General features: G+C 74.8%; 18 protein-coding genes. 13 read left to right on the plus strand and 5 right to left on the minus strand.

What is annotated here, in order from left to right; translation table 11 throughout:
* Window positions 1–251 precede the first annotated feature (251 nt).
* The 8 genes from ACZ7KX_RS37645 to ACZ7KX_RS37680 all read left to right on the plus strand — a co-directional run bounded on the left by ACZ7KX_RS37645 (window position 252) and on the right by ACZ7KX_RS37680 (window position 11,474).
* Window positions 252–1,661 carry a sensor histidine kinase gene (locus ACZ7KX_RS37645; RefSeq protein ID WP_470330451.1) on the plus strand — a complete coding sequence of 470 codons (1,410 nt, stop codon included), beginning with the start codon at window positions 252–254 and terminating at the stop codon, window positions 1,659–1,661.
* Window positions 1,613–2,278, plus strand: a complete 666-nt coding sequence (locus ACZ7KX_RS37650; RefSeq protein ID WP_470330452.1) for a response regulator transcription factor — start codon at window positions 1,613–1,615, stop codon at window positions 2,276–2,278. The genes ACZ7KX_RS37645 and ACZ7KX_RS37650 overlap by 49 nt, the downstream gene beginning before the upstream one ends.
* A 212-nt stretch (window positions 2,279–2,490) precedes the next feature.
* The gene (locus ACZ7KX_RS37655; protein ID WP_470330453.1) at window positions 2,491–4,146 is read left to right on the plus strand and encodes a DUF2637 domain-containing protein; all 1,656 of its coding nucleotides are present in this window, start codon (window positions 2,491–2,493) and stop codon (window positions 4,144–4,146) included.
* Window positions 4,147–4,257: 111 nt separating this feature from the next.
* The gene (locus ACZ7KX_RS37660) at window positions 4,258–5,547 is read left to right on the plus strand and encodes a DUF6986 family protein (protein ID WP_470330454.1); all 1,290 of its coding nucleotides are present in this window, start codon (window positions 4,258–4,260) and stop codon (window positions 5,545–5,547) included.
* Window positions 5,548–5,656: 109 nt separating this feature from the next.
* Window positions 5,657–6,313, plus strand: a complete 657-nt coding sequence (locus ACZ7KX_RS37665) for a YigZ family protein (protein WP_470330455.1) — start codon at window positions 5,657–5,659, stop codon at window positions 6,311–6,313.
* 536 nt (window positions 6,314–6,849) lie between these two features.
* The gene (locus ACZ7KX_RS37670; protein ID WP_470330456.1) at window positions 6,850–8,580 is read left to right on the plus strand and encodes a hypothetical protein; all 1,731 of its coding nucleotides are present in this window, start codon (window positions 6,850–6,852) and stop codon (window positions 8,578–8,580) included.
* 115 nt (window positions 8,581–8,695) lie between these two features.
* Complete coding sequence (locus tag ACZ7KX_RS37675; RefSeq protein ID WP_470330457.1) at window positions 8,696–10,459, plus strand: restriction endonuclease; 1,764 nt, start codon at window positions 8,696–8,698, stop codon at window positions 10,457–10,459.
* A 247-nt stretch (window positions 10,460–10,706) separates the two neighbouring features.
* Window positions 10,707–11,474 carry a ZIP family metal transporter gene (locus ACZ7KX_RS37680; protein ID WP_396552397.1) on the plus strand — a complete coding sequence of 256 codons (768 nt, stop codon included), beginning with the start codon at window positions 10,707–10,709 and terminating at the stop codon, window positions 11,472–11,474.
* Window positions 11,475–11,567: 93 nt separating this feature from the next.
* Here ACZ7KX_RS37680 and ACZ7KX_RS37685 read toward each other — a convergent pair whose 3' ends face one another.
* Complete coding sequence (locus tag ACZ7KX_RS37685) at window positions 11,568–12,494, minus strand: LysR family transcriptional regulator (protein ID WP_470330458.1); 927 nt, start codon at window positions 12,492–12,494, stop codon at window positions 11,568–11,570.
* Between the two features lie 217 nt (window positions 12,495–12,711).
* Here ACZ7KX_RS37685 and ACZ7KX_RS37690 point away from each other — a divergent pair, with 217 nt between their 5' ends.
* Window positions 12,712–13,653, plus strand: a complete 942-nt coding sequence (locus ACZ7KX_RS37690) for an EamA family transporter (RefSeq protein WP_350525490.1) — start codon at window positions 12,712–12,714, stop codon at window positions 13,651–13,653.
* Here ACZ7KX_RS37690 and ACZ7KX_RS37695 read toward each other — a convergent pair.
* Window positions 13,544–14,143 carry a MarR family winged helix-turn-helix transcriptional regulator gene (locus ACZ7KX_RS37695; protein ID WP_470330459.1) on the minus strand — a complete coding sequence of 200 codons (600 nt, stop codon included), beginning with the start codon at window positions 14,141–14,143 and terminating at the stop codon, window positions 13,544–13,546. The genes ACZ7KX_RS37690 and ACZ7KX_RS37695 overlap by 110 nt on opposite strands.
* A 168-nt stretch (window positions 14,144–14,311) precedes the next feature.
* On the opposite strand from ACZ7KX_RS37695, the gene ACZ7KX_RS37700 reads away from it, so the two are divergent.
* Window positions 14,312–14,644, plus strand: a complete 333-nt coding sequence (locus ACZ7KX_RS37700; protein ID WP_470330460.1) for a DUF2218 domain-containing protein — start codon at window positions 14,312–14,314, stop codon at window positions 14,642–14,644.
* Here the strand turns inward: ACZ7KX_RS37700 and ACZ7KX_RS37705 are convergent.
* On the minus strand, window positions 14,617–15,273 hold the full coding sequence (locus ACZ7KX_RS37705; RefSeq protein WP_470330461.1) for a phosphatase PAP2 family protein: 657 nt from the start codon (window positions 15,271–15,273) through the stop codon (window positions 14,617–14,619). The two genes, ACZ7KX_RS37700 and ACZ7KX_RS37705, sit on opposite strands and share 28 nt — an antisense overlap.
* Before the next feature lie 517 nt (window positions 15,274–15,790).
* Window positions 15,791–17,146 (minus strand): 4-aminobutyrate--2-oxoglutarate transaminase, encoded by a 1,356-nt coding sequence (gene gabT, locus ACZ7KX_RS37710; protein WP_470330462.1) that lies wholly within the window; start codon window positions 17,144–17,146, stop codon window positions 15,791–15,793.
* 242 nt (window positions 17,147–17,388) lie between these two features.
* Here gabT and ACZ7KX_RS37715 point away from each other — a divergent pair, with 242 nt between their 5' ends.
* The 3 genes from ACZ7KX_RS37715 (at window position 17,389) to ACZ7KX_RS37725 (ending at window position 22,936) form a co-directional block, all read left to right on the plus strand.
* Window positions 17,389–19,461 (plus strand): ATP-binding protein, encoded by a 2,073-nt coding sequence (locus ACZ7KX_RS37715; RefSeq protein ID WP_470330463.1) that lies wholly within the window; start codon window positions 17,389–17,391, stop codon window positions 19,459–19,461.
* 177 nt (window positions 19,462–19,638) lie between these two features.
* Complete coding sequence (locus ACZ7KX_RS37720) at window positions 19,639–21,207, plus strand: PucR family transcriptional regulator (protein WP_396552405.1); 1,569 nt, start codon at window positions 19,639–19,641, stop codon at window positions 21,205–21,207.
* Between the two features lie 286 nt (window positions 21,208–21,493).
* Entirely contained in the window at window positions 21,494–22,936 is a 1,443-nt protein-coding gene (locus tag ACZ7KX_RS37725) for an aldehyde dehydrogenase family protein (protein ID WP_470330464.1), read from the plus strand.
* Between the two features lie 166 nt (window positions 22,937–23,102).
* Here the strand turns inward: ACZ7KX_RS37725 and ACZ7KX_RS37730 are convergent, their stop codons facing one another.
* Window positions 23,103–23,771: an NAD(P)-binding oxidoreductase gene (locus ACZ7KX_RS37730; RefSeq protein WP_470330465.1), complete on the minus strand. Its 669-nt coding sequence runs from the start codon at window positions 23,769–23,771 to the stop codon at window positions 23,103–23,105.
* Between the last annotated feature and the right edge of the window lie 124 nt (window positions 23,772–23,895).

A 23,895-nucleotide genomic window follows, 5' to 3' on the forward strand; every position in this document is an offset into this window, starting at 1 on the left:
ACTGCAGGGGGGACCCTGTGGGAGAGTAGGACGCCGCCGAACAATCATTCCAAAGAACCCCTGATCCACTCGGATCAGGGGTTCTTTGCATTTCCCGGAAGGTTTCCCGGAAATCCGATGATCTGGTGTTGCTTCAACCGCGCAGGTGGTCCTAGGTCCACCTCGGGATTGGGGTACCACGGCCAGTGTGGGTGGCGGGCGGTTCGTGAACACTGAGGAAGGACGATCGGTACCGGCATCAGGAGCTTCCCGTGACAACAGCGAGTCGTACGAGCGGCACGTCCGTACGTGCTCAGGCCCGGACGGCCTTCGTGGCCGGCGGTGAGGGGCTGGCCCGGCTTGCGGTGGTGGCGCTCGCCGCGGTGCCCGGGACGGTGCTGCCGCTGGGCGCCGCGATCATCGCGGGTGTGGTGACGTCCCAGTTGTTGGAGGCCTACGACCTCCAGGTCTTCTTCGCCCTCCTGGCGGGGGTGGCCGTCGGGGCCGTCGTGGCCGCCAACAACATCCGCCGCACCGCGAACCGTACGCGGGGACTGCTGGAGCGCTGGTTCGGGATCCGCCTTCCTGCGCTCTACGGACCGATGCCGGGGCTGGAGTTGGACGACCGCGGGCACTGGTGGACGGGGTACTCGTACCACCGCTCGCAGACGGTGGCGAAGTACGCACAGCTGGTCCACTGGGGGCTGCGGGACAGCACCACCCGCGGTGAGTTGACCTGGCTCGCCGTGAACCCGTTCCTGACGCTGGCCCTGGCCGGGCCGGTGGCCGCCCTGCTCGTGGTGGGGACGGCCTACACCCTGACGGGGCCGGTTCTGTCGGCCGGGTTCGGGCCGCTGAGCGCGCGCTCGGTGTCGGTCCTGCTGAGGGTCGGGCTCGGGACCGCCATGATCGTCGTCGGGATACTCATGGCACCGTTCGCGGTGCGTGCGTACGCGGAGGCGGCCCGCCGGGTGCTGGACCGGGACGGCCGGGCGACGCACGCCCAGCTGACCAGGCGGGTGGCCGAGTTGACCGAGACGCGGGCGGACGCGGCGGGCAACCAGGCGGCCGAGCTGCGGCGGATCGAACGGGACCTGCACGACGGCGCGCAGGCGCGGCTGGTCGCGATCGGGATGACGCTGGGGACCATCGAACACCTCATGGACACCGATCAGACGGCGGCCCGGGAGCTCCTCGCCGAGGCCCGGCAGTCCTCGGCCCGGGCCCTGCAGGAGCTGCGGGACCTGGTGCGCGGCATCCACCCGCCGGTGCTCGCCGAGCGGGGCCTGGGCGATGCCGTCCGCGCCCTGGCGCTGGACAGCTCGCTGCCGACGGAGGTGTTCGTGAGTCTGCCGGACCGGCCGGCGGCCCCGGTGGAGGCCGCGGTGTACTTCAGCATCTGCGAGCTGATGGCGAACGCGGCCAAGCACTCCGGCGCCGAACAGGTGTGGGTGGACATCCTGTACCGTGCCGGCTTCCTGCGGGTCACGGTGACGGACGACGGCGCGGGCGTGGCCGATCCCTCGCGGGGGACGGGACTGCGCGGGATCGAGAAGCGATTGGGTACCTTCGACGGTGTCCTCGCCATCGACAGCACGTCGGGCGGTCCCACCACCATCACCTTGGAGTTGCCGTGCGAGTTGTCCTCGCCGAGGACCTCTACCTCCTTCGCGAAGGCCTGATCAGGCTGCTGGAAGCCCACGGGTTCACGGTGGTCGCGGCGGTGGAGACCGGGCCCGAGCTGCTGGAGGCGCTGCTCACCCACCGTCCGGACGTGGCCGTGGTCGACGTCCGGCTGCCGCCGACGCTCACCGACGAGGGGTTGCAGGCCGCGCTCAAGGCCCGCCAGAAGATCCAGGGCCTGCCCGTCCTGGTCCTCTCGCAGCACGTCCAGCAGCTGTACGCGCGGGAGTTGCTGGCGGACGGCACCGGCGGGATCGGGTACCTGTTGAAGGACCGGGTGTTCAACGCGGGGCAGTTCATCGACGCGGTCCGCCGGGTGGCGGCGGGCGGGACGGCGATGGACCCGGACGTGATCGCCAAGCTGATGCAGACCACCTCGCGCCGGCCGGGCCCGCTGCTGCGGTTGTCCCCGCGCGAGCGCGAGGTGCTGGAGCTGATGGCCGAGGGCTGTTCCAACTCGGCGATCGCCGCCCGCCTTTCGGTGAGCGACGGCGCGGTGGCCAAGCACATCGCCAACATCTTCACCAAACTCGAACTGGCCCCGGACGAGGACGCCAACCGTCGGGTGCTGGCCGTGCTGACGTACCTCAACGGTACGGCGGGGCAGAGCCGCTGACGGTCCGGCCGGTCCCCCGGCCGGACCGTCCAAGGCCGCCGTCGTGCCGTGGACCGTGACACCCCAGGCTGCGGGAACGCTTAGACAGGTGTACGAGTAAACTCCGGTTGGCCGAGCCCGGTGGCTTTCAGCCATCCGGCGGCCCGACCAGCGGGACCCGACAGTCGAGGCAGCGTACGGCCGCAGCCGACATCCAGGGGTTGATAGACGTAATGGCACGCCCAACGCTCACCAAGGCCCACCGAGGCCTACTCGGCCTGGTCGCGGCCGGTGCCTGCATCATCTCGGGCATCGGATTCGCGGGCTCGTACAACGCGGTGCGCGAGCTGGCCCTGGAGAAAGGTTTCGGCGCCTTCTCCTACGCCTTCCCGATCGGCGTCGACGCGGGCATCGTGGTGCTCCTCGCGCTCGACCTGGTGCTGACCTGGCTGCGGATCCCCTTCCCGATGCTCCGGCAGACAGCCTGGCTGCTGACCGTCGCCACCATCGCCTTCAACGCGGCCGCCTCCTGGGGCGACCCGCTCGGCATGGGCATGCACGCCGTCATCCCGGTGCTGTTCGTCGTCGTGGTGGAGGCCTCCCGCCACGCGGTGGGCCGGATCGCGGCGATCACGGCGGACCGTCACATGGAATCGGTCCGGGTGATGCGCTGGCTCCTGTCCCCGGTGCCGACCTTCCGGCTCTGGCGTCGGATGAAGCTCTGGGAGCTCCGCTCCTACGACGAGGTCATCCGACTGGAACAGAACCGTCTGGTCTACCGGGCGCAGCTGCGCTTCCGCTACGGCCGCGGCTGGCGCCGCTCGGCGCCGATCCAGGCGCTGCTGCCCCTCAAGCTCGCCAAGTTCGGCGTTCCGCTGGACCCGGGGCTGCTCGACCGGCTGGACGACGAGGCCCGCGAGCGCGAGGCCGCGGAGGTGCCGGCAGGTCAGGACGCGCGCGAGCTGGCTCCCCAGGGGGCCAGGGCCACGGCCATCGCCCCGGCGGCCGCGGCCCCGGTCGGCGCACCGCAGCAGCTCCAGCACCCGCAGCAGACCACCCGGGCCCCGCAGGCCGCCCGCCCGCAGCAGGCCGCGAGCCCCCAGCAGGCCGCGAGCCCGCAGCAGGCCCCGCAGGAGCCGCAGGCCCAGCCGCAGCCCGCGGCGGCCCAGGCCGAGGCCCCGGCGGCCGTCGCACCGATGCCCGCCGAGGTGGCCGCGCCCATGCTCGCGAAGCTGGCGGCGGTCCGGTTGCGCGCCGCGCAGGAGCCGGAGGCGGTGGTGGACGCCGTCCCGGAGCCGCACCGCGAGGAGCTGAACGTCTGGACCGAGCGACCGGTCCGCACCACCGGTCACCCGGCCGACGCCGGTCCGGGCGGGCGGGTTCCCGGCCAGGCTTCGCCCTGGTTCAAGCCTCCGCGCCCGGTCGCCGACGAGTCCGTTGCGGCCGCCGCTCCTGCCCCCGGCCCCGCCTCCGTCCCGGCGCCCGCCGGGTCCGGGCCCCGGCCGCAGGCCCAGCGGCCGGCCGCCCCGCAGCAGCCCGAGCAGCCGGTCGCGCCGCAGTCCCAGGCGCCGCAGCAGCCGGGGCAGCCCGCTTCGCCCGGGCAGTCCGCCCGGGCCGAGCAGCCGGTTCCGGCCGAGGAGCCCGCCCAAGCCGAGCACGCCGAAACCCGTCCGACGGCCTCGCGGCTCGACCCGGACCTCGCCTACGAGGCCCTCGTCTCGTACATGGACAACCACGGCCACCAGCCCGACCCGCAGCGCCTCGCCGACTGGCTGACCAGGGAGTACGGCGTCACGGGCAAGGGCCCCGACGGCTCGGTCCACCCGAAGGAGGTCGCCGAGCTCTTCCCGGCGCTGCGCGACCGCTACGCCGCCGCCGGGAGGGACTGACCGCAGCGGTCCACCGTCCGGCGCTCGGTCGGCCATTGACGGCCGCCCCCACCGCGGCTACCTTCGCCTCAACAAATTGTTGAAGCGCTGGTTCGGCATGGAGGAGTGCGGATGTCGCAGGTCGAGGTGGACGGAACCGGGCCGACGGGCGGGGCTTCCTTCTCTGCTGCCGCCCTGGCCGCCGTGGAGGTGCTGCTCGCGCCGGTCGACGCCGACCTGGCGCGCCGCTACCCGGGCGACTCCGGGACCCGGCAGCCGGTGCACACCGTCTACGTCCCGGCCGACGCCTTCGCCGCCGACACCGTACGGGAGTGGGGCCGCCAGGCGCTGGCGGCCTTCGACGCCCACGCCGGCACCCCCGCCGAGCTGGCCCGCGCCCTCGGCGTCGCCGACGACGCCCTGCTCGCGGACGTGCACGCCCGGGTCCGCGCCAAGCTGGAGCGCGAGCCGATCGAGGACCTGCGGATCGACTTCGAGGACGGCTACGGCCCCCGCCCCGACGCGGAGGAGGACGCCGCCGCCGTCCGGGCCGCCGGACTGGTCGCCGCGGCCGTGGCCGGGGGCGACGCCCCGCCGTACATCGGCATCCGGATCAAGTGCATGGAAGCGCCCGTCCGTGCCCGCGGCATCCGCACCCTGGAGCTGTTCCTGGCCACTCTGCTCGCGGAAGGCGGGCTGCCGGAGGGCCTGGTCCTGACCCTGCCCAAGGTCACCTACGCCGAGCAGGTCACCGCACTGGTGCGCCTGCTGGAGGACTTCGAGCGCCGGGCCGGGCTGCCCGCCGGCCGCATCGGCTTCGAGATCCAGATCGAGACCACGCAGGCCATCCTCGGCCCGGACGGCCGGGCCACCGTCGCCCGCATGATCGAGGCCGCCGAGGGGCGGGCGACCGGTCTGCACTACGGCACCTTCGACTACAGCGCGGCCTGCGGGGTCAGCGCCGCCCACCAGAGCATGGACCACCCGGTCGCCGACCACGCGAAGGCGGTCATGCAGGTGGCCGCGGCCGGCACCGGCGTCCGGCTCTCCGACGGCTCGACCAACGTCATCCCGACCGGCTCCACCGGGCAGGTGCACGCCGCCTGGAAGCTCCACCACGACCTGGTCCGCCGCTCGCTGGCGCGCGCCTACTACCAGGGCTGGGACATGCACCCGGCGCACCTGCCGACCCGTTACGTCGCCGTGTACTCCTTCTACCGCGAGGGCCTGGCCGCCGCCGCGGCCCGGCTGTCCGCGTACGTCGCCAAGGCGGGGGGCGACGTGATGGACGAGCCGGCCACCGCCCGCGCGCTCAGCGGCTACCTGCTGCGCGGCCTGGACTGCGGCGCCGTCGACATCGCCGAGGTCACCGCGCTGACCGGGCTGGACCGCGAGCGGCTGAACACCCTCGCCGGCCGCTGACCCCGCGGCCGCCGGTCCACCGGCCCGTGCGCCAACTAGGCTGGCGGTGCCGCCCCGGTGACCGGGGTGCGCCGCCAGCCGTCGCCGTTCCCGGGAGAAGCACCGCGCCATGTCCGCCACGCCGGAGCCCACCGCCAGGCCGTACCTCACCATCCGGCGGGCCGGCAGCCACGAGATCGAGATCAAGAAGTCCCGGTTCATCTGCCACCTCGCCCGGGTCACCGACGAGGAGGAGGCGCAGGCCTTCATCGCCGGCATCCGCAAGCAGTACTGGGACGCCCGGCACAACTGCACCGCCTTCGTGGTCGGTGACGAGCAGCGCCGCGAGCGCTCCAGCGACGACGGCGAGCCCGGCGGCACGGCCGGGGTGCCGATGCTGGAGGTGCTGCGCCGACGCGGTCTGACCGACACGGTCGCCGTGGTCACCAGGTACTTCGGCGGGATCAAGCTCGGGGCGGGCGGCCTGGTGCGGGCGTACGGGAACGCGGTGTCCGAGGCGGTGGACGGGATCGGCCTGCTGGAGCGCCGGCCGGTCGCGCTGCTCGCGGTGACGGTGGACCACGTCCGGGCGGGGCGGGTGGAGAACGACCTGCGGGCGGCCGGGTACGCGGTGAACGACCTGGCCTACGAGGCGTCGGGGGTGCGGATCGAGGTGGGCGTGCCGGAGCCCGGGGTGGCGGCCTTCCACACCTGGCTGGCCGAGGCGACCGGTGGCACCGCGGCGGCCCTCCCGGCCGGACGCACCTACGTCGAGGTCCCGGTCTGAGCACCGGGCTCGGCGGCGCCGGTCCGCGTGCGCACCGGGCGCGACCCCGGGGCCGAACCGTGCTACCGGTCGCGAACCGCACGGCCTCGGCGGGCTGCCCGTCGGCCCTCCCGTCCCGGCGCCCGCCCGGAACCGCAGCTCAGCGGGTCCAGACCGGGCCCGAGCGGGATTCGGGCGTCCGGGCGGGAGCCCGTGCGCGGCACCCCGCGGCACCCTCTGCAGGCGGCGTCCGGTAGCCCAGGCCCTGCGCCACGCGGAAGACGGCTTGAACAGATTCACTCGAACGTAGGGTCGTGGCCCGGAGTTGGAACTTCCGCTCCGGGCCATGGCGTTTCCTGGGCAAGGATCCGGCGGAACCGGACGAAACCCATCGATGGAGGACACAGGACCCCACCCCGCACCACGGAGGTATGCGCATGACCTCAGACCGTTGGACTTCAGACCGTTCGACCCCGACCCGCCCGACCTCGAACCGCGCCCGCTCGCACGTCGGTTCCGACCTCCCCGGCCCCCGCGGTCCCGCGACGCCCTACCGGATGACCGTCACCACGGCGCTCCCGCACGCCGAGGCGGTTTCTCTGGCCGACCAACAGCTCGCTTCCTGGCTGAAGCAGGAGGGCTGCGACGAGCCCCCGCCGGCGTCCGACGCACCGCCCCCCGAGGCGCCGGGCCTCGCCGAGCGCCTCCGCCTGGGCGAGCGCGTCCTGCTCGACCGCGACCACGGCCCGCTGCGCGGCGGCCCGGGCGCCGGCCGCTACGACCGCCGCCGCCTGCGCACCCCGGCCCCGCACGGCACCCAGCAGCTCACGCTCACCGTGGCCACCGGCGCCGACGGCTCCACCTGGGTCCGGCTGGAGGCCGAGACGCACAGCACCGGCAGCGGCATACGCACCCCCTGCCGGGTCCCGGTGCCCGAGCTGGCCCGCTCGCTGCTGCCGCTGCTCGACGCCGCCGACGGCCCGGCCGCCGTCCACACCGCGCCCCGGGTGATCACGGCCGCCGAGGTCGACGCCCTGATCGACGAGCTGTGCGACCCGGAACGCCGGCTGCCCACCGTGGTCGCCAGCGTCCCGGTGAACCTCCCGGTCGACCACTGGGTGGCGGACGTGGTCGGCCCGCTCTGCCACCAGCTGCCCGGCCTCGCCACCGCCTACGTGCTGGATCCCGGCGCCCGCACCGGATTCAACGTCGCGCTGGAGTACCACTCGGTGTACGGCGGGGCGGTGCGCACCTACCTGCCCGAGGTGGACCCGGCCTCCCGGCAGGACGGCGCGCGACACCCGGTGCTCGCCCGGGGGCGAATAGAACAGGACCTGCGGCGCGCCGCCGGGCTGCTCGCCCGTGAACCGCGCCGCCTCGCCGCCGACCAGCCGCTGCCGGTACCGCTGGCGGCCGTTCCGGTGCTGCGCGTCCCGCCGCCGCAGCTCCGCCCGGCCTCCGGGAGGGCCGCCGACTCGAACGGCGCGCATCGGAGTGCCGCGCACCCGGGTGCCGACGGGGCCGTCGTCCGGGCCGAACTGGCCGCCCTCGCCCACGAGGAGCAGCAGGACCGCGCCGAGCAGCAGGCCAGGGCCGACGAACTGGAGCGGGTCCGGCACAGCTTGCGCCTGGAGCGCCGCGACCGCCACGACAGCCGGGACAGCCGGGACGGCCGGGACGTCCACGAGGGTCGTCTCCGGTCCGGCCCCCGCGCCCTGACCGGCCGCCACTGCACCACCCCGGGCGCCGGCCCGGCACTCGGTCCGCGCTTCGCCGCCCAGCCCGCCGACCGCTGCGGCAAGCCGGAGAGTTTCACCGAACTCATGGCCAGAATGGGCGAGTTCACGCTGCTGACGTTCACCGGCGACCAGAAGAGCGCGCTCGCCCTGGATGAGCTCCAGCGCGTCGGTGCCGGCTGGGCCCGGCTCGCCTGGGACGGTCTGACCGCCCTTCAGGAGTACGCGGAGGCAGCCGTGTGCGGCAGGGCCGGCGGCGACTTCAAGCAGTGGTGCGAGCACACACCGGAGGGCTGCCACCGCTTCCCGCCGCGCAAGGCCGTGCGCGGGGAGTCCAGGACGGTGTTCAGCCACACCAAGTGGAAACGCGAGCGGATGCTGCCGGTGCCGGAATGCGTCGACGCCTCCCGGCGTGCGTTCATGGGCGCGCACCTGCGGATCGGCGGCGGTCGGACCGCGCCCCGGCTGCACTACCTGGACGACTGTTCCGGCAGTGGCCGGATCTACGTCGGTTACATCGGTCTGCACCTGACCAACACCCGGACCAACTGACGGGCTTGGCTGACCGCCGCGCCCGTTCGGTGGACAATGTCCGGCAGGGGGTGGGTCCGCGGGCTCGCCGACCGCCCCGGGCAGGCGCCGGACGAGCATGGGGGAACGACGACCGATGCAGCACTCAGCAGACGGCCGGTCCGACGGCAGCACCACCGTCCGGGTCCCCCAGCCGGGCTTCCTCGCCTCGGTCTTCCGCGACCTCGGCGTGGACGAGGCCGCGGAGTCGGACGCCGACGCCACCGGCCGTTCCGGCGGGGGCCCGGCCGGTGACGGCCCGTCCGTCCCGGGCCCCGCCGGGGGCGAAGGCCGGGGCGGGACCCGCCCGAGCGCCGTCGGTCCCGGGCCGGCCGCGCCCGGCGCGGGTGAGCCGGACGCGGCCGGGCCGGGCGCCGGTGCCCCCGGCCCGGCCGACCCGGACGAGGCCGTCGCGGCGCACGCCCGGGCCGCGGCCCTGACCCACCACCGCACGGTCACCGTCCAGGCCGAGCACGACCGGCTCACCGACCTGCTGCGGCGGGCCGCGCTGCCCGTCTCGGCCATGGACTTCGAGAGTCAGCTGCGCCACTACGAGCCCCGGCCCTACCCGGCCGACGGCCCGGGCACCGCCGACGTGCCGGAGCCCCGCTGGGAGGACTTCGCACCCGCCGAGCCGGCCTCGGCCGACCCGGCAGGCGGCCCGTCCCGCCGACTGCTCGACTCCGGCTACCAGCGCGAACTCGCCGGGGCCAGGCTCGCCCACCAGCGCGCCCTGCGGGAGTGGCGCACCCGCCGGGCCGAGGCCGGCAGTCCGGCCGCGGACGAGTCCCGCCGCGCCCACGAGGCGGCGGAGGAGGCCCGCGCCCGCGCGGTGCGCGAGTACAACGAGAGCCTGGAGGAGTGCCGACGGGCCTACCGGCTGGCCGAGCCCGCCGCTGTGGAGTCACTGCTGGAGCGGGCGCTGGCCGCGGCCGAGACCGCGACCCAGGACCTGCCCGCCGCCTGCCGGGCGGTGTTCCGTCCGCTCACCCGCACGGCGGTGCTGGACCTCGACCTGCCGCCGCTCGACCTGGTGCCCTCGCTCGCCGGCTACCGGCTCGCCCCGGACGGCGACATCGTCCCGGTGCCGCGCCCGCCGGCCGACCGGGCCACCGACTACCTGCGGCTGGTCGCCCGGCTCGCCCTGCGCGCCCTGCAGGCCGCCGACGCGGTGGACACCGACGAGATACTCGCCGGCGTCGTCCTCAACGGCTGGCTGCGCGAGCCCGGTGCGGCCGAACCGTTCTGCCTGGTCAGCGTGGACGCCGACCGCGACGCGCTGGCCCGCACCCGGCTGCTGCCGCCGGAGACCCCGTACGAGGAGCGCGACGACGAGGGCGTCTACGCCGACGCCGAGCAGGACGAGGCCCTCGTCCGGCTGCGCCAGCTCGGCGCCGCCGTCACCCCGGACCCGTACGACCGGGCGGGTGTCCGGCCGGCCGCCCGGGCCGGGGTCACCGTGCCGGCCGCGTCCGACCTGTCCGCCAACGAGTTCGCCCAGCTGGTGCGCGACCTGCTCACCCGGGGCGGGATCGCCGAGTGGAGCGTCCGGCTGCGCGGGCCGGCCGGGCTGGTCGCCACCGGTGAGGGCGCACCCGGCAGCGCACTGCCCGGCCGCTGGGTGGTCTGGGCCTCCCGGGGCCCCGAGCCCGTCGCCGCGGAGGAGCTCGTCACGCTGGCCGAGGCGGTCGACGAGGAGTCCGCCGAGCGCGGCCTGCGATTGACCACCGGCGGCTTCAGCGACGAGGCCCTGGACCTCGCCGCGGAGGACGGCCACCGCCACATCCACCTGGTCGACGGCGACGGCGTCCGCGAGCTCGCCCGCACCCACCTCGGTCTGCCGCTCGCCGTCGGCCGCTGACCCTCCCACCAGCGGCATCACCCCGACAGTCCGTCCGGCGGGCGCCCCGCCACGTCCGGACCGAGGCTGGGGAACGGGCCCCGGCCCCGCCCGGCACCCCGGTCGACAGCCGTCGAACGGCCGTCCGGTACGGTCGGCGGTCGGCCCGGCGACGGGCGGACCCCAGGGGGAGAGGAATGGGCAGAGCGCTCGGCAGACCACACGGCGGCACCGGCCACCCGGCCGCACCTGCGACGGAGGCGGCCCGATGACCGCCGTCCTGGTCGCCGCGGGGGCGTTCCTGATGACCCTGATCGGCGGCTTCGTCGCCCAGCGCACCGGCGACCGCCGCCACCTGGTGCTCGGCTTCGCGGCCGGACTGATGCTCGGCGTGGTCGCCTTCGACCTGCTGCCCGAGGCGATCGACCAGGCGCCGGGCGAGGTGCACGGCGTACCGCAGGCACTGCTGATGTTCGCGGCCGGTTTCCTCACCATCCACGTCGTCGAGCGCGCGGTGGCCATCCACCGCGGCCACGAGGGCGAGTACGCCGAGCACACCCACGGCGGCCACCACCACGGGCACGCCCACGGCGCCGGGCACCAGGGCGTCGGGCTGACGGCCGCCCTGGCGCTGGTCGGCCACAGCGTGATGGACGGCTTCGCGATCGGCGCCGCCTTCCAGGCCGGCACCACGGTCGGCACGGTGGTGGCCATCGCGGTGGTCGCCCACGACTTCGCGGACGGCTTCAACACCTACACGATCACCCGGCTGTACGGGAACAACCGACGCCGGGCGTTGACCCTGCTCGCGGCCGACGCGATCGCCCCGGTGTCCGGCGCCGCGATCACCCTGGCGTTCACCATCCCGGAGCACCTGCTCGGCCTCTACCTGGGCTTCTTCTCCGGCTTCCTGCTCTACCTGGCGACCTCCGACATCCTCCCCGAGGCGCACAGCCCGCACCCCTCCCGCAGCACCCTGCTGTGCACCCTCGCCGGGGTCGGCTTCATGTGGCTGGTGATCGGCCTCGCCAAGTGAGGCCGCCGAGGCCGCCGAGGCCGCCGAGGTAGCCGGGAGGTCGCGGAGGTAGCCGAGGCAGCCGGGAGGCCGGGTGACCCGGCCGTCCGGGGGTCAGCGGACTTCCGCACCCCCCGAGGACTGCAGCCGCTCCCACCCCTCCCGCATCGCGGCCAGCGCCTCGGTGATGGCCGGCCGCCGGGACGCTCCGGAGCGCCAGAGCGCGAAGACCCGCCGGCTCGGCTCCGGCGTCACCCGGCGGGCCGCCACCCCGGGCGGCAGCGGCCCCCGTCCGAGCTTCGGCACCAGGCCCATCCCGAGACCGGCCGCAACCAGCGCGATCTGCGTCTCGAACTCGCCGACCTGGTAGCGCACGTCCGGCTCCTCCCCGACCTCGCGCAGGGTGCGGACCAGCCAGTCGTGGCAGATGTTGCCCGGCGGCACGCTGATCCAGCGCTGCCCGCACAGCCGCTCCACCGGTACGGGGTCGAGCGCGGCCAGCTCGTCGTCGGCGGGCAGCAGCAGGTCCACCGGGTCCGTCCCGAGCCCCATCCGGGAGACCCCGTCCTGCACCGGAAGCGGCACGGTCGGCCAGTCCTGGACCAGCGCCAGGTCGACCTCCCCCCGGGCCACCAGATCGGCCGCCGGGTACGGATCGCGCTCCAGCAGCCGTACGTCCAGCTCGGGGCAACGCCGCCGCAGATCGGCCAGCACCCCGGGCATCAGCCCGCGCGCCCCGGAGGCGAACGCGGCCACCAGCAGCCGCCCGACCGCCTGGCCGCGCTGCTCCTCCAGCCGCACCTCGGCCTGCTCCACCAGCCCCAGCACGGTCTGCGCGGTGCCTGCCAGCTCGCGCGCCGCGTCGGTCAGCACCACGCCCCGGCCCTGCCGCTCCAGCAGCACCGTCCTGGTCTCCCGTTCCAGCTTGGCGATCTGCTGCGAGACCGCGGAGGGCGTGAAGCCGAGCGCGGCCGCCGCCCCGCCGACCGAACCGTGCACCGCCACCGCGTGCAGCGCCCGCAGGCGCCCCAAGTCCATCATGCAGCGATCCTAAAGTGTCTCCTTCAGTATTCATCGCTGGTGCTACACGGTTCCCCGCCGCCATGCTCGACCCATGACCGCGACACCCGCCGCCGCGCGCGGCACCGGCACCACCGGCAGCACCGGCGCCATCGGCACCACGAGCACGACCATGAGCGCGAACACGAACACAACCGCGAACCCGAACACGAGCGGTACGGCGACGTGCGGCAGGGGCATGAGCGCGCCCCACATCGCCCTGGCCGTCCTGGTGGCCGCCGTCTGGGGCCTCAACTTCGTCCTCATCCACGTCGGACTGGACAACTTCCCGCCGCTGCTCTTCTGCGCCCTGCGGTTCGCCGTCGTCGCCGTGCCGGCGGTCTTCTTCGTCGGCCCGCCCAAGGTGGCCTGGCGCTGGGTGGTGGCGGTCGGCGTGGTCCTCGGCGTGGTCAAGTTCGGGCTGCTCTTCCTCGGCATGCACGCCGGGATGCCGGCCGGACTCTCCTCCCTGGTGCTCCAGGGGCAGGCCGGTTTCACCGCGCTGTTCGCCGCGGTGCTGCTGCGGGAACGTGCCGGCGGGCAGCGGCTGCTGGGCCTGGCCGTCGCCTTCGCGGGCATCGCGCTGAGCGCGTACGACCAGGGTGCCGGCGGCCCGCTGGGCGCCTTCGTGCTGGTCGTCCTGGCCGCCGTCGCCTGGGGCCTGGCCAACGTGCTGACCCGCAAGGCGGCGCCGCCGGACGCGCTGCGCTGGATGGTCTGGGTCAGCGCCGTCCCGCCGCTGCCGCTGCTGGGCCTGTCCCTGCTGGTCGAGGGCCCCGGGGCGGACCTGCGCGCGCTGCGCGACATCACCCCCGCCGGGCTCGGCGCGATCGGCTACGTCGGGCTCGTCTCCACCCTGCTGGGCTTCGTCGCCTGGAGCTTCCTGCTGCGCACCTACGACGCCACGGCCGTCGCGCCCTACTCGCTGCTGGTGCCGGTGTTCGGGATGTCCTCGGCCTGGCTGCTGCTCGGCGAGCGGGTCACTCCGGCGGCCGCCGCGGCCGCGCTGCTGGTGATCGCCGGGATCGGGATCACCGCGCTGCGTCCGGGGGTGCCGAGCGCCGTGGCGGCCCGGCTGCGAGGAACCGGGCCTCGGCGGAGCGCAGCACTCGCAGCAGCACCTCCTCGTCGGCGGGGCTGACCTCGCCGAAGTACTCCTGGGCCACCTCGTCGCGGACCTGTCCGATCCGCTCCACCGCGGCGCGACCGGCCTCGGTCAGCAGGATCCGCACGGCCCGCCGGTCGGCCGGGTCGGGGCTGCGCTCGACCAGGCCGGCCTCCTCCAGCGCGTCGACCACGGTGGTGGCCGAGCGTGGGGCGATGTGCAGCTTGTCGGCGAGGTCGCTCAGCCGCATCGCGCGGTCCGGCGTCTCGCAGCCCGGCACGTGGGCGAGGGTGCGCAGCGCCCGGGCCTGGCCGGGGGTGATGCCGTACGGCTCCAGTCGCCGGCCGGTCTGGCGGCGGATCCGCTTGATCGCCCTGGTCATCGCGTCGGCCAGTTCGGCGGCGGAGGCGGGGGAGTCGGCGGAACCGCCGAACGCGGGGGACTCGGGGGAGCCGGGGGAGCCGGGGGAGCAGGGCCGGGGGTCGGAGGAGGAGTCCGCCGGGTCGTCGGTCGGCGTGGTGGTCATCGGCGGTCTCCTCGGCTGGTGTCCGGCCAAGCCTAGCGACCGGTCCGGCGCTCCCGGTGGGTCGGCCGACGACGGTCGGAGAAATATGTTGAGCTTAGCTCAGTATCTGCGTTAGCGTAGGCGTCAACTGAGGGGACCCTAAGTCCCCTCCATCACCCTGGAGGGCCCATGCCCGTTTCCACCGCACGCGTCACCACCGACCGCCCCGGCCGGTACGCCAAGCAGCTCGCCGCCCACATGGGGCGCAAGATCGAGGCCGCCTACTCCGAGGAGACCGGCCGCGGCACGCTGGTCTTCGGCGCCGGCACCGCCACCCTGGAGGCACAGCCCGACGCGCTGCTGCTCACCGTCGAGGGCGAGCGCGAGAACCTGCCCGGCCTGGAGGACGTCGTCGGCCGCCACCTCGTCCGCTTCGGCGCCCGCGACGAGCTCGTCGTCGAGTGGCGCCGCGACAACGGCGAGGCCGGCCTCGTTCACCGCAACGAGGACCCCGAGGCCTGACGCCCCCCGACCTCCGGCCGGGGCAGCCACCGGTCGAGCGGCCACAGCACCAGGACGGCCAGGCACCAACTGGCCACCACGTCCAGCAGCCAGTGGAAGTCGCTCCACACCAGCCCCGCGCCCACCCCGAGCGCCAGCACGGTCGCGCCCGCCGCCAGCCCCCGGGCGACGCGCGACCCCGACACCCGTGCCAGCAGCAGCGCCGCCACCCCGTACGAGATCGTCGCGGTCGCCGTGTGCCCGGACGGGTACCAGCCCCACTGCTCCGGTGTCAGCGGATCCCCGAGCGGGCCCGGCCGGGCGAAGGCCGCCTTCGCCGGGACCACCAGCAGCGGGATCAGCCCCGCCGTCAGCGCCGCCACCGGCAGCGGCAGCCACCAGCGGCCGGCCCCGGACCGGCGCCACCACCACGCGGCCGACGCGCCGGCCAGCAGCAGCGCCGGGATCGCCGGGACGCTGCTGCCCAGATCCGACAGGGCGTGGCCGAGGTGGTCGAGCAGCGCGCCCGGGGCGTCGCGGCGGGCGGTGTGCACGGCCCGGCGGACCCAGCGGTCCAGCCCGAGCAGCGGCCCGGCGACCGCCACCTGCCAGGACACCGCGAGCAGCACCACCGCCGCCACCAGCGGCACGGCCGACGACCGTGCCGCCCGGGCCGGGCCGGCGGACCGCCCGGCCGACCGGTCCGGGACAGCGGACAGCCGCCCCGGAGCAGGGGGGAGAGCTCCGGGGCGGCTCTGATGATCGCCGTTCCGCGCGCCCCGGGGGGTGTGGGTCGGACGGTCGGTCGATCGGCCTTCGGTATGCACCGCCCCTCCCGGGGCGGCCTGGTTGTCCTCGCGGGGCGCGCGCGGACCCGCCCCCGAGGGAGGCTCCGCGGACGGCTCCGCCAATGGCTGGGGCTCGCTGTCCATCTGCGATGACACTACGTCAACAGCCCTTCCACGCCGAGTGCCTTCAGCGATTCCGCACATCATCTTCACCCCGCCCCGGGCAACCTCCGAGGCCCTCCGTCGACCATGCCCGGCCGCCGTGCCGGACCCGCGAACGGTTCCCCTCGCACAACCGAACGGCCCGTGCGGACCAGAGGTCCCCACGGGCCGCTCAGCGCTGTCCGGACATCCCTCCGGCGGGCAGGTGGCGCCTCGATCAGGCGGCAGTGACACCCTGGAGCGCGAACGCGCCCTCGATGATGTCCAGACCCTCGGTGAGCAGGTGCTCCGGGATCACCAGCGGCGGCAGGAAGCGCAGCACGTTGCCGTAGGTGCCGGCGGTGAGGACCACCAGGCCCTCGGCGTGGCAGGCCTTGGCGATCGCCGCGGTGACCTCCGGGTTCGGCTCCTTCGAGCCCGGCTTCACCAGCTCGACGGCGATCATCGCGCCGCGGCCGCGGACCTCACCGATCACGTCGAACTTCTCCTGCATCGCCCGCAGGCGGCCCAGCATGACCTCGCCGATCCGCTGCGCCTTGCCGTTGAGGTCCAGCTCCTTCATCGTCTCGATGGAGCCCAGGGCGGCCGCGCAGGCCACCGGGTTGCCACCGTAGGTGCCACCCAGGCCGCCGGCGTGCGCGGCGTCCATGATCTCGGCGCGGCCGGTCACGGCGGCCAGCGGCAGACCGCCGGCGATGCCCTTGGCGGTGGTGATCAGGTCCGGGACGATGCCCTCGTCGTCACAGGCGAACCACTGGCCGGTGCGGCAGAAGCCGGTCTGGATCTCGTCCGCGACGAACACGATGCCGTTCGCCTTCGCGTACTCCACGATCGCCGGCAGGAAGCCCTTGGCCGGCTCGATGAAGCCGCCCTCGCCCTGGATCGGCTCGATGATGATCGCGGCGACGTTCTCCGCGCCGATCTGCTTGTTGATGATGTCGATCGCCTGCGCGGCGGCCTCGGCGGCGCAGTTCTCCGCACCGGTCAGCCAGCGGTAGGGGTAGGCCACCGGCACCCGGTGGATCTCCGGGGCGAACGGACCGAAGCCCTGCTTGTACGGCATGTTCTTCGCCGTCAGACCCATGGTCAGGTTCGTACGGCCGTGGTAGCCGTGGTCGAACACCACGACGGCGGTGCGCTTGGTGTAGGCGCGGGCGATCTTCACCGCGTTCTCGACCGCCTCGGCGCCCGAGTTGAACAGCGCGGTGCGCTTCTCGTGGTCACCCGGGGTCAGCTCGTTCAGCTGCTCGGCGACGGCCACGTAACCCTCGTACGGGGTCACCATGAAACAGGTGTGCGTGAAGGCGGCCAGCTGCTCGCTCGCCTTGGCCACCACGGCCTCGGCGCTGTTGCCGACGTTGGTCACGGCGATGCCGGAGCCGAAGTCGATCAGCGAGTTGCCGTCCACGTCCTCCAGCACACCGCCGTTGGCACGGGACACGTACACCGGCAGGGTGGTGCCGACGCCGGCCGCCACCGCACCCAGCTTGCGGGCCTGCAGCTCCTGCGACTTCGGACCGGGGATCGCGGTGACCAGACGGCGCTCCTGCGGGAGCGGCGTTGCGGCGCTCATGGGGTTTCTCCAGACTTCTCGGCTCGGTGGTTCGCAGGCTACGGCCGCCCTCCCCGCCCAGGCATGCGCCACTCGGTAGCAGTGCGCCGTCCGACTTGTCCTGCGCGGCCAGCGCGGGTTGCGCGACTACCCGCAGGCCCCGCTCCACTACCCTGAGCGCGGGCGTGTCGCCGGTACGGCGGCATGGGTATGGCGGCACCGACGGCGGTCGGGCCGGGGCGGGCGAGGGAGCGGGGCCGTACATGGCACAGGACGGGTCACACCACCACGGCGAGCGCACCACCACCAGACCCCCGACCCCCCTGCCCCACCAACGGCCCGGCGCCTCCGCCTCTTCCTTCGACCTTCCCGCCTGGGCCTCCGCCCCCCGCCCCGAAGCCGAACCGGGCGTCTACCGCCTCGGCTACCGCCGGATCGACCCGGAGCGGTCGGAGGCGGCCAAGGTCGAGACCTGGCCGCTGCTGCTGCGGGCCGGGCTCAACGCGGTGGTGGCTTGGCTGGCCTTCGTCTACGGGGTCGAGTTCGCCACGGCCGGTACGACGATGATCGGCGTGCTTCCGTCGCAGTCGGCCTTCGTCGCCACGTCGGTGGTCCTGACGCTGAACGTCCTGGTGCTGGGGATCGTCATCAAGGTCTTCGGCCGGATGGGCCGCTGGCCCGAGGTGTGGCGCCGGTACGCGGCGCCGCTGCTGTCGCGGACGGTGACGCAGGAGCAGCGCGCCGAGGAGGACGCCCCGGCAGCGGCCGAGGCGGCGCGGCGGCAGGACCCGTGGGACGGGCTGCGGCAGGGCGGCGCGGCCGAGGCGGCGGCGCGGCTCGACGCGGAGACCGTGGGGGACGTCGACTACGTGCGGATCCAGCGCGCCTGGGAGTCCGCGCAGGCGGACCCGGTGTTCGTGCCGGCCTTCGCCGAGCAGGTGGCCGCCCGCGGTGCTGCGGCCTTCGCCCACCCCTCCGAGGCGCGTGTGCTGCCCGGCCGCGCCGAGCAGCACGATCTGCTGCTCGGTCAGGTCCGGCTCGGTACCGCGCAGGACGTGCCGAAGAACCCGTTGAGCCACCGGGCGGCCGGTTTCGCGCTGGATCCGGCGCTGCTGGGCACCTCGGTGCTGGCGGTGGGCCCGGCCGGGACGGGGAAGACCGCGCGGCTGGCCCGGCCGGTGGCGGAGGCGTTGTGCCTGCAGGCGCTGGCCGGCACCGCGTGTGCGGTGGTGGTCGGGTCAGCCGACGCCGATCTCGGCCCGGACGCCTGGTACGACGTGGTGATCGCGCCCGGCGACCTGTCCTCGGTGTACGGGCTGGACCTCTACGGCGCCGCGCGGGACCCGGACGAGGCGGCCGCCCGGCTGGCCGAGGCGCTGCTGCCGGAAGAGCTGACCGCCCGCGCGGAGAACGCCCGCACCGCGCTGCAGCAGGTGGTGGGACCGTTCCACGCCGCGTACGGCCGCTACCCGGGGGTGCGTGAGCTGCGGGCGCTGCTGGGCGGTGATCCGGACGCGCTGGCGGCCCTGGTGAAGGCGCTCGGCACGGCGGGCCGGCTGGCGCTGCACGAGCGGGACCTGGAGTACCGCGAGCGCCAGCGGGACCGGGCGGACGACCCGGGGGCGCTGCTGGCGGACCGGCTGGCGCTGCTGGACCGGCCCGCCTTCGAGGGGGCCTTCACGACCGACGGCACCGGCCGGCCCCCGTTCGCGATGCGGGTGCTGGACCATCCGCTGCGGGTGCGGGTGAAGCTGCCCGAGCGCAGCCACCCCGAGGTGGCCCGGATGCTGTCCCGGCTGGTCGTGGGGCAGTTCGTCCAGGCGGCGGGGGCCCGCGAGGACCGTTCGCTGTTCGCGGGCTTGGTGGTCGACGACGCCTCGGCGGCGCTGGACGCCACCGCGGTGCGCGGGCTGCAGCGGATGCGCGGTGCGAACGCGGGCGCGGTGCTGTTGCTGCGCACCCTGGTGGACCTGCCGGAGGCGCTGCGGGCGCCGCTGTTCGGCGCTGTTGGCTGCCGGATGGCGTTCCCGGGGATCGCGCCATGGGACGGGCGGCTGTTCTCGGAGGCCTGGGGGACGCACCTGGTGCAGGAGACGGCGGTCACCCACACCCCCGACACCTCCGGTGGGGTGATACGGCGGGCGGGGCGGGTCGGGCGGAAGGCGTTGTCGGGGACGACGGCGCAGACGGAGTCGGTGACGACGAGGGACGTGGAGCGGCTGCGGTGGTCGCCGTCGGACCTGGCGCACGCGTTGCCGGCGGGGCACGCGGTGGTGTCGTTGACGGCGGTGTCGGGGGAGCAGGTGCCGCCGTTGCTGGTGGACCTGCGGGGGTGAGCCCCGGGCGGGCCCCGGGCGCGGCGGGGAGACGGGGCGGAAGTCGCCTTCGAGGTGGATTCGGCAGTGCCGGTTGTCCGGGGCGTCCATAATGAAGGGGAGAGACCCTCACCATTCCCACGCCCCTCTCCTCGCCCGGCCGCAATGGCGCGGTCAGGTCGATCCCTCGAAGGTGCCATGCCCCCCACACTCGCCTCCGTCGTCCGCAACAGCTCGCTCCATCTGACGGTCCTCGCCGGCGCGGACCACCTGGAGCGGCCGGTCCGCTGGGTGCACACCAGTGAGCTGGACGACCCGACGCCGTTCCTGGAGGGTGGCGAGCTGCTGCTCACCACCGGTATCAAGCTGGGCCGTACGGCGGCGCAGTTGCAGGCGTACGTGCACCGGCTGGCCGATGCCGGGGTGGTGGGGCTGGGGCTCGGGGTGGGGTTGTCGCACACCGAGGTGCCGCAGCCGCTGGTGGACGCGGCGGCGCAGCGGGGGCTGCCGCTGCTGCGGGTGCCGGAGCCGACGCCGTTCATCGCGATCAGCAAGGTGGTGTCGGCGGCGCTGGCCGCGGAGCAGTACGAGGCGGTGACGACGAGCTTCGAGGCGCAGGAGGAGCTGACCCGGGCGGCGCTGGGCAAGGACGGTACGACGGCCGTGGTGCGCCGGTTGGCGGCGCGGCTGGGTGGCTGGGCGGCGCTGTACGACGGGTCGGGCGCGCTGTCGGTGGTGGCGCCGGACTGGGCGGCGCGTCGGGCCGGGCGGCTGGCGGCGGAGGTGGACCGGCTGCGTCGGCGCCCGGCGCCGTCGAGTGCCGCGCTGCAGGGGCGCGCGCCGGGGATAGACACGGCGGACGAGGACTACGTGGTGGTCCAGTCGCTGGGGGCGGACCGGCGGGCGCGGGGTTTCCTCGCGGTCGGGACCGAGGACCGGATCACGCCGACCGAGCGGTACGTGCTGAACGCGGCGGTGGCGCTGTTGACCCTCACCCTGGAGCGCTCGCGCGAGCTGCGGCAGGCGGAGGAGCGGATGGGCGCCGCGCTGCTGCGGATGGTGCTGGCGGGTGAGGTGGTGACGGCCCGGCAGGTGGCGGCGGGGCTGTTCGGCGGTCTGCCGGAGGGGACGATACGGGTCCTGGTGGCGGGTGCCGGTGCGGGGAACGCGGATGCCGCGGAGGCGCTCGGGGAGCTCGGCGACCGGGCGGAGCAGGCGGGTTCCCGGGTGGGCGAGAAGCTGCTGGTGGCGCGGGAGGACGGCGCGCACGGGCCGCGGCTGATGGTGCTGGCGCTGGACAACGGTGCGGTGCACCGGGCGTGCCTGGGTGCGGTGGAGGAGCACGAGGGCCTGTCGCTGGGCGTGTCGGCTCCGGCCGCGCTGGAGGAGGCCGGGACGGCGCACGCGCAGGCCGAGCGGGCGCTGGCGGTGGCGCTGCGCGGCGGCCGCCGGGCGGTGGACCACGAGGAGGTCGGCGCGGGTTCGCTGCTGCCGCTGCTCGGGGAGGACGCGGTGACGGCGTTCGCGGAGGGGCTGTTGCGGCCGCTGCGCGAGCACGACCGGACGGCCCGCGGTGACCTGGTGGCGTCGTTGCGGGCGTGGCTGTCCAGGCACGGCCAGTGGGACGCGGCCGCGGCGGACCTGGGGGTGCACCGGCACACGCTGCGCTACCGGATGCGGCGGGTCGAGGAGCTGCTGGGCCGCTCGCTGGACGACACGGACGTGCGGATGGAGCTCTGGCTGGCCCTCCGTTCCGGCGAGGAGTAGACCACCCGGCCGGCACCGGCCCGAAAGCCCTGCCGCCCCCCTGTCCGAGGCCCGCGCGGACACCCGCCCCGGGCCCGCGCGGACACACGCCCCGGGCCCGCGCGGACACCCGCCCGATGGGCCGCCCGAACACCCGATCGGGCGCTTCGCTGGACGCGGTGGAGTGGCCCCGGACCCGAACGCTCCTAGTCGGCCAATCCGGTCGGCGCGCCGACCCACCTACCCTCGGGTTCTGGTCCCACGTCCGTGCGGGCCGTACGACGACGAGGAGAGGGCCGGTACCACGGTGACCACCACGTACGATTTCTGGCTCGCCGGCCGCCGGGCGAGCGGTGACGCCGACTTCGAGGTGCACAACAGCTGGGACGGCCGTCTGGTCGGCAAGGTGAGCATCCCGACCGAGGCCCAGGTCGAGGAGGCGCTGGACGCCGCCGTCGCCGCGCTGCCGGTGTTCGCCGCGACCCCGGCGCACCAGCGTGCCGCCGCCCTGGACCACGTGGCCAAGCGGCTGGCGGAGCGCACCGAGGAGCTCGCCCAGCTGATCACCGCCGAGAACGGCAAGCCGATCAAGTGGGCCCGCGGCGAGGTCGGCCGCGCGGTGTCGGTCTTCCGCTGGGCCGCGGAGGAGGCGCGCCGCACCAACGGCGAGACCATGCGGCTGGACACCGACCCGGGCGGCGTGGGCCGTTTCGCGGTGGTGCGCCGCTTCCCGCGCGGTGTGGTGCTGGGCATCGCCCCGTTCAACTTCCCGCTGAACCTGGTCGCCCACAAGGTCGCTCCGGCGATCGCGGTCGGCGCCCCGATCGTCCTGAAGCCCGCTCCGGCGACGCCGCTGTCCGCGATGGTGCTGGGCGAGATCCTGGCCGAGACGGACCTGCCGGCCGGTTCCTGGTCGATCCTGACCGTCCCGAACGACCGGATGCCGGCGCTGGTGCAGGACGACCGCCTGCCGGTGATCTCGTTCACCGGTTCGGACAAGGTCGGCTACCAGATCATGGACTCGGTGCCGCGCAAGCACTGCACCCTGGAGCTGGGCGGCAACGCCGCGGCCGTGGTCCTCGCGGACTGGTCCTCGGAGGCCGACCTGGACTGGGCGGCCACCCGGATCGCGATGTTCGCCAACTACCAGGGCGGCCAGTCCTGCATCTCGGTGCAGCGGGTGATCGCCGACGCGTCGGTGTACGACGCGCTGGTGGAGAAGGTCGTGGCCAAGGTCAAGGCGCAGGTCACCGGTGACCCGAACGACTCCGCCACGGACGTCGGCCCGCTGGTCGACGAGAACGCCGCGAAGCGCGTGGAGTCCTGGGTGGAGGACGCGGTCGCCAAGGGTGCCAAGGTGCTGACCGGTGGCACCCGCGAGGGCGCGACCTACGCCCCGACCGTGCTGGCCGAGCTGCCCGAGGACGCGATCCTGGCCACGGCCGAGGTGTTCGGCCCGGTGCTGTCGCTGCACAAGGTGGACGGCGTGGACGAGGCCTTCGCCGCCGTCAACGACTCCGCGTTCGGCCTGCAGGCGGGCGTGTTCACGCACGACGTGCAGACCGCCTTCCGCGCCCACCGGGAGCTGGAGGTCGGCGGTGTGATCATCGGCGACGCGCCGTCCTACCGCGCCGACCAGATGCCGTACGGCGGCGTGAAGGACTCCGGCGTCGGCCGTGAGGGCGTCAAGTACGCCATGGACGACTACACGGTCGAGAAGGTGCTGGTCCTGACCGGCCTCGACCTCTGATCGACTCGACCCCGGTCGGTCGGTTCGACCGCTGAATCGGCCGATCGCTGAATCGGCCGACCGGCCGACCGGCCATCCGGCCATCCGGCCATCCGGCCGACCGATCGACCGATCGAGTGATCCGCTGACGCAGGGCCCGGTTCGACGAACCGGGCCCTGTGCGCGTTCAGCCGCCGTGCCCGGCCGCGGCGGCGACGGCCTCCTCGACGGTGGCGTTCCCGGCGACCAGCTCCAGGGTGAGTCCGGCGGTGCCGGGTTCGTGCAGCAGGGCGGCCAGGACGGCGGCCACGTCGGCCCGGTCCACCGCGCCGCGGGCGACCGAGGGGGCCAGCCGGACGAGGCCGGTGCCGGGGCCGTCGGTGAGCCGCCCCGGGCGCAGCACCGTCCAGTCCAGCGCGGTCCGGGCCCGTACCGCGTCGTCGGCGGCGCCCTTGGCGCGCAGGTAGGTCTCGAAGACCTCGTCGGCGGGGTGGTGGGCGGCGGCGTCGGCGCCCATCGAGGAGACGATCACGTACCGGCGGACGCCGGCGATTTCGGCGGCGTCGGCGAGCAGGACGGCGGCGTCGCGGTCGACGGTGTTCTTGCGGGCGGCGCCGCTGCCCGGTCCGGCTCCGGCGGCGAAGACCACCGCGTCGGCGTCGGTGAGCAGTTCGGCGAGCCGCGGGGCGGTGGTGGCCTCCAGGTCGAGCAGCAGCGGCTCGGCTCCGGCGTCGATCAGGTCCCTGGCCTGTTCGGGGCGGCGGATGATCCCGGCGGGGCGGTCGCCGCGTGCGGCGAGCAGCCGTTCCAGTTCCATCGCGATCTGTCCGTGGCCCCCGGCGATGACGGTGCGCATGGCTCCGACGGTAGCCCGGGGGTGCCGCCTCGTCCTGGGGAAGCCCGGGGGCGGCCCCCGGGGCCGCGAGGGGAAGCCCGGGGAGCACCCGGGAGGTGCCGGGGACCGGTGCGGTCGCGGACAG

The sequence above is a fragment of the Kitasatospora sp. NPDC038210 genome (assembly GCF_055600605.1).

What these genes read in the sequence shown, in the direction of transcription:
- ACZ7KX_RS37665 (WP_470330455.1), top strand. Translation starts at nt 5,657, where the DNA reads ATGTCCGCCACGCCGGAGCCCACCGCCAGGCCGTACCTCACCATCCGG.
- ACZ7KX_RS37695 (WP_470330459.1), bottom strand. Translation starts at nt 14,143, where the DNA reads ATGACCACCACGCCGACCGACGACCCGGCGGACTCCTCCTCCGACCCC.
- ACZ7KX_RS37655 (WP_470330453.1), top strand. Translation starts at nt 2,491, where the DNA reads ATGGCACGCCCAACGCTCACCAAGGCCCACCGAGGCCTACTCGGCCTG.
- ACZ7KX_RS37720 (WP_396552405.1), top strand. Translation starts at nt 19,639, where the DNA reads ATGCCCCCCACACTCGCCTCCGTCGTCCGCAACAGCTCGCTCCATCTG.
- ACZ7KX_RS37680 (WP_396552397.1), top strand. Translation starts at nt 10,707, where the DNA reads ATGACCGCCGTCCTGGTCGCCGCGGGGGCGTTCCTGATGACCCTGATC.
- ACZ7KX_RS37660 (WP_470330454.1), top strand. Translation starts at nt 4,258, where the DNA reads ATGTCGCAGGTCGAGGTGGACGGAACCGGGCCGACGGGCGGGGCTTCC.
- ACZ7KX_RS37715 (WP_470330463.1), top strand. Translation starts at nt 17,389, where the DNA reads ATGGCACAGGACGGGTCACACCACCACGGCGAGCGCACCACCACCAGA.
- ACZ7KX_RS37700 (WP_470330460.1), top strand. Translation starts at nt 14,312, where the DNA reads ATGCCCGTTTCCACCGCACGCGTCACCACCGACCGCCCCGGCCGGTAC.
- ACZ7KX_RS37685 (WP_470330458.1), bottom strand. Translation starts at nt 12,494, where the DNA reads ATGATGGACTTGGGGCGCCTGCGGGCGCTGCACGCGGTGGCGGTGCAC.
- ACZ7KX_RS37690 (WP_350525490.1), top strand. Translation starts at nt 12,712, where the DNA reads ATGAGCGCGCCCCACATCGCCCTGGCCGTCCTGGTGGCCGCCGTCTGG.
- gabT (WP_470330462.1), bottom strand. Translation starts at nt 17,146, where the DNA reads ATGAGCGCCGCAACGCCGCTCCCGCAGGAGCGCCGTCTGGTCACCGCG.
- ACZ7KX_RS37675 (WP_470330457.1), top strand. Translation starts at nt 8,696, where the DNA reads ATGCAGCACTCAGCAGACGGCCGGTCCGACGGCAGCACCACCGTCCGG.
- ACZ7KX_RS37730 (WP_470330465.1), bottom strand. Translation starts at nt 23,771, where the DNA reads ATGCGCACCGTCATCGCCGGGGGCCACGGACAGATCGCGATGGAACTG.
- ACZ7KX_RS37670 (WP_470330456.1), top strand. Translation starts at nt 6,850, where the DNA reads ATGACCGTCACCACGGCGCTCCCGCACGCCGAGGCGGTTTCTCTGGCC.